Source organism: Alkalibacterium sp. m-11 (genome assembly GCF_054658155.1).
This window is the reverse complement of sequence record NZ_BAAGIR010000168.1, coordinates 1-3,606: the sequence shown is the minus strand read 5'-3', so window position 1 is coordinate 3,606 and position 3,606 is coordinate 1. Positions and strand designations below refer to the sequence as shown.

At 37.5% G+C, this 3,606-nt stretch carries 2 protein-coding genes; both read right to left on the bottom strand.

Going from position 1 to position 3,606, the window contains the following annotated elements:
* Positions 1-133 precede the first annotated feature (133 nt).
* A complete protein-coding gene (adhE, locus tag ACYQ2O_RS11115) occupies positions 134-2,743 on the bottom strand; it encodes a bifunctional acetaldehyde-CoA/alcohol dehydrogenase (RefSeq protein ID WP_459771201.1) in 2,610 nt (869 codons plus the stop codon).
* A gap of 354 nt (positions 2,744-3,097) precedes the next feature.
* Positions 3,098-3,606, bottom strand: a 509-nt coding sequence (gene istB, locus ACYQ2O_RS11110) for an IS21-like element helper ATPase IstB (RefSeq protein WP_459771203.1), incomplete at its 5' end; no start/stop codon positions are given.

Here is a 3,606-nt window from a genome sequence, read left to right as displayed (position 1 = left end):
CGAAGAAAAGGAGGATGTACTTCTACATCTTCAGAAAAAATACAAAAGAACAATGAAGACCATCTAAAACCGACGGTTTTCATTGTTCTTTTTGTTTGTTAAGAGCTGGTTTTTTCCCAGCCCCTTTCCATAACTACCTATCCTTTCCATAGTATGCATTTAGATACATTTCTTTTATTTCGCTCATTAATGGGTAGCGAGGGTTTGAGCCAGTACACTGGTCATCAAATGCATTCTCAACCATTGCATCAAGAGTATCTAAGAATTCTTTTTCTGGGACATCGTATTCTTGGATGGTCTGTTTAATACCAATTTCTGCTTTTAATTCATTTAGTGCGTCGAGTAAGTTCTCTAATTTTTCTTCATCGGTATTTCCACCTAAGTTTAAGTGATCGGCAATTTCAGCATATCTACTTAATGCTTTTGGATGGTCATACTGTGAGAAAGTCCCCATTTTTGTTGGTGTTTCACTTGCGTTAAAGGAAATCACTTCATTAATTAATAATGCGTTTGCTAAACCGTGAGTGACATGGTGCTGAGAGCCTAATTTGTGTGCCATTGAGTGACAGACACCTAGGAAAGCATTACCAAACGCCATTCCGGCCATTGTTGAAGCATCCCCCATTTTTTCACGAGCGACAGGGTCTTTGGCACCGTATTTATAGGCTCTTGGCAAGTATTCAAAAGCAACTTTTAGTGCTTGTAAGGCTAGTCCATCCGTATAGTCTGATGCCATAACAGAAGCGTAGGCTTCTAATGCGTGAGTGACTGCATCAAATCCTGAATAGGCCGTTAATCCTTTAGGAGCATTATCCATTAAGTCTGCATCGACAACTGCCATATCTGGCATTAACTGGTAGTCTGCTAATGGGTATTTTACATTTGACTCATCATCTGTAATTACCGCAAATGGTGTCACTTCAGCACCTGTACCAGCAGTAGTAGGAATCGCTACAAAGTAAGCTTTTTCACCTAAGACAGGGAATCCTAATACTCGTTTACGGATATCCATGAAACGCATGGCTAAGTCCATAAAGTCTGTTTCGGGATGTTCATACATTACCCACATGATTTTCGCAGCATCCATCGGACTACCTCCACCGACAGCAATAATGGTGTCAGGTTGGAAATCATGCATTTCATTTGCACCTTGCGTGACATTAGAAAGTGTAGGGTCAGGCTGAACGTTAGAGAACGTTTTGTGTTCAATACCTAATGCATCTAACTTTTTAGTAATTGTATCTGTGTATCCATTGTCAAATAGAAATTTATCCGTAACAATAAATGCACGTTTCTTGTTTTGTACTGCTTTTAATTCGTCCAAGGCAAGTGGTAGACAACCGCGCTTAAAGAATGTTTTTGCTGGAGTTTTCAACCATAACATATTTTCTTTCCTTTCAGCTACTGTTTTAATATTGAGTAAGTGCTTGACGCCAACGTTTTCTGATACAGAGTTTCCACCCCATGTTCCACAACCCAAGGTTAAAGAAGGTGTTAGTTTAAAGTTATAAATATCACCTATACCACCTTGTGATGAAGGAGTATTAATTAGGATCCGTGCTGTTTTCATACGGTTTTGGAATTTCTCTAATCGATCATTCTCTGCAGCTGTGTCAATATACAGTGCTGATGTATGACCATATCCACCATCTTTTACCAAACGATCAGCTTTATCAAGCGCATCGTCAAAGTCGTCCGCACGGTACATGGCAAGAAGAGGAGATAGTTTTTCATGAGCAAATTCTTCCGCCGAGCTTACATCTGTCACTTCACCAATTAAAATTTTCGTTGTTTCTGGAACATTAATTCCTGCTAATTCCGCAATTACTGGAGCTGGTTGTCCAACAATCTTAGAGTTTAGCGCTCCATTAATAATGATTGTCTTACGTACTTTGTCTAGCTCTTTATCATTTAAGAAATGACAATTACGGTAAGCAAATTCTTTTTTAACTTCGTCATAAACGTCGTCTAATACCACTACAGACTGTTCCGATGCACAAATCATCCCATTATCAAATGTTTTTGAATGGATGATTGAGTTCACTGCCAACAAGATGTCAGCACTATCGTCAATAATTGCTGGCGTGTTTCCTGCACCTACACCAAGAGCTGGCTTACCTGATGAATAAGCGGCGTTTACCATTCCTGGTCCACCTGTCGCCAAGATGGTGTCTGATTCTGCCATAACCATTTGTGTGAGTTCTAGACTTGGCACATCAATCCAACTAATAATTCCTTCAGGCGCTCCGGCTTTAACTGCCGCGTCTAAAATAATCTTAGCGGTTTCAATTGTACAGTCCTTTGCTCTAGGGTGAGGACTAATGACAATTCCATTTCGTGTTTTCAATGCGATTAAAATTTTGAATATGGTAGTGGACGTTGGGTTCGTTGTTGGAATAATCGCTGAGATGACACCAATTGGCTCAAGAACTTTCTTAATTCCATAGCTTGTATCTTCTTCAACGATTCCTACTGTCTGAGTGTCTTTGTAATTGTTGTATACAAATTCTGCTGCATAATGGTTCTTAATAACTTTATCTTCTACACAACCCATACCGGATTCTTCAACGGCATGTTTGGCCAGAGGAATTCTCGCTTGGTTTGCTGCAACAGATGCTGCTAAAAATACTTTATCTACTTCTTCTTGAGTAAAATGAGCGAATTCTCTTTGAGCTTTTCTAACTTCATCTAGTGCATTTTGTAATGTTTCTTGGTCTTCTACAATCGTTCGTACTTTTGTCAAAATAATCTCCTCCACAAGATTGTTACTTCTTTCACAATATGAATATATAATATACAAAATAAATTCATTTGTAAAGAGGGAAAAGAAAGTTTTTTTAATAATAGCGCTTTCAAAAAGGTTTGTTTTATAGTATGTTTATGGGTTTAAAACTATTGTAGTAAGGTTTTTGACAGGAGGAATAAAGATCATAAAATAAATAACTTTTTTGTTATATTTTTCACTATTGCAGAAAAAAATGAGTGAATTATTTAACTTAGCTGGGTAAAATATATACTGTGTCAAGGACAGTATAAAATTGTAGGTTTATGACAGAATAAAAATGTAGGTTTTTGACAGTCTAATTTAGAAGTCCATTTATATTTTTCCTTTCATACGATATGATTTTCCAGTAATCTTGAAGACTTTAACATGGTGAACCAGGCGATCAAGAATGGCGGCGGCTATTTCAGAATTCTGAAATAGCTCCCCCCATCGAGATAAGATAATATTTGTCGTAATCATTGTTGATTTCTTTTCGTAACGCATCGTTAATAGTTGAAAGAAGAGGTTAGCTTCAACTTTTTGAATTGGTAAATAACCTATTTCATCAATGATCAAAAGATCATACTTGGCATATCGTTTAAGAACACGTTCAACGGTCCCTTTTTCAAAGGCAGAACGAAGACGTAAAAGTAATTCATGACAACTGATAAACAGCGTACGGTAGCCTTGATGACATGCTTCAATGCCTAATGCGATGACAAGGTGTGTTTTCCCTACACCAGGGTTTCCAATGAAAACTAAGTTTTCTTTTTTCTCCATAAAAGCCATATGTTTCAAGTCTAGAATCTCTTTTTTGTTAACGCTTGGTTGAAAGTTGAAAT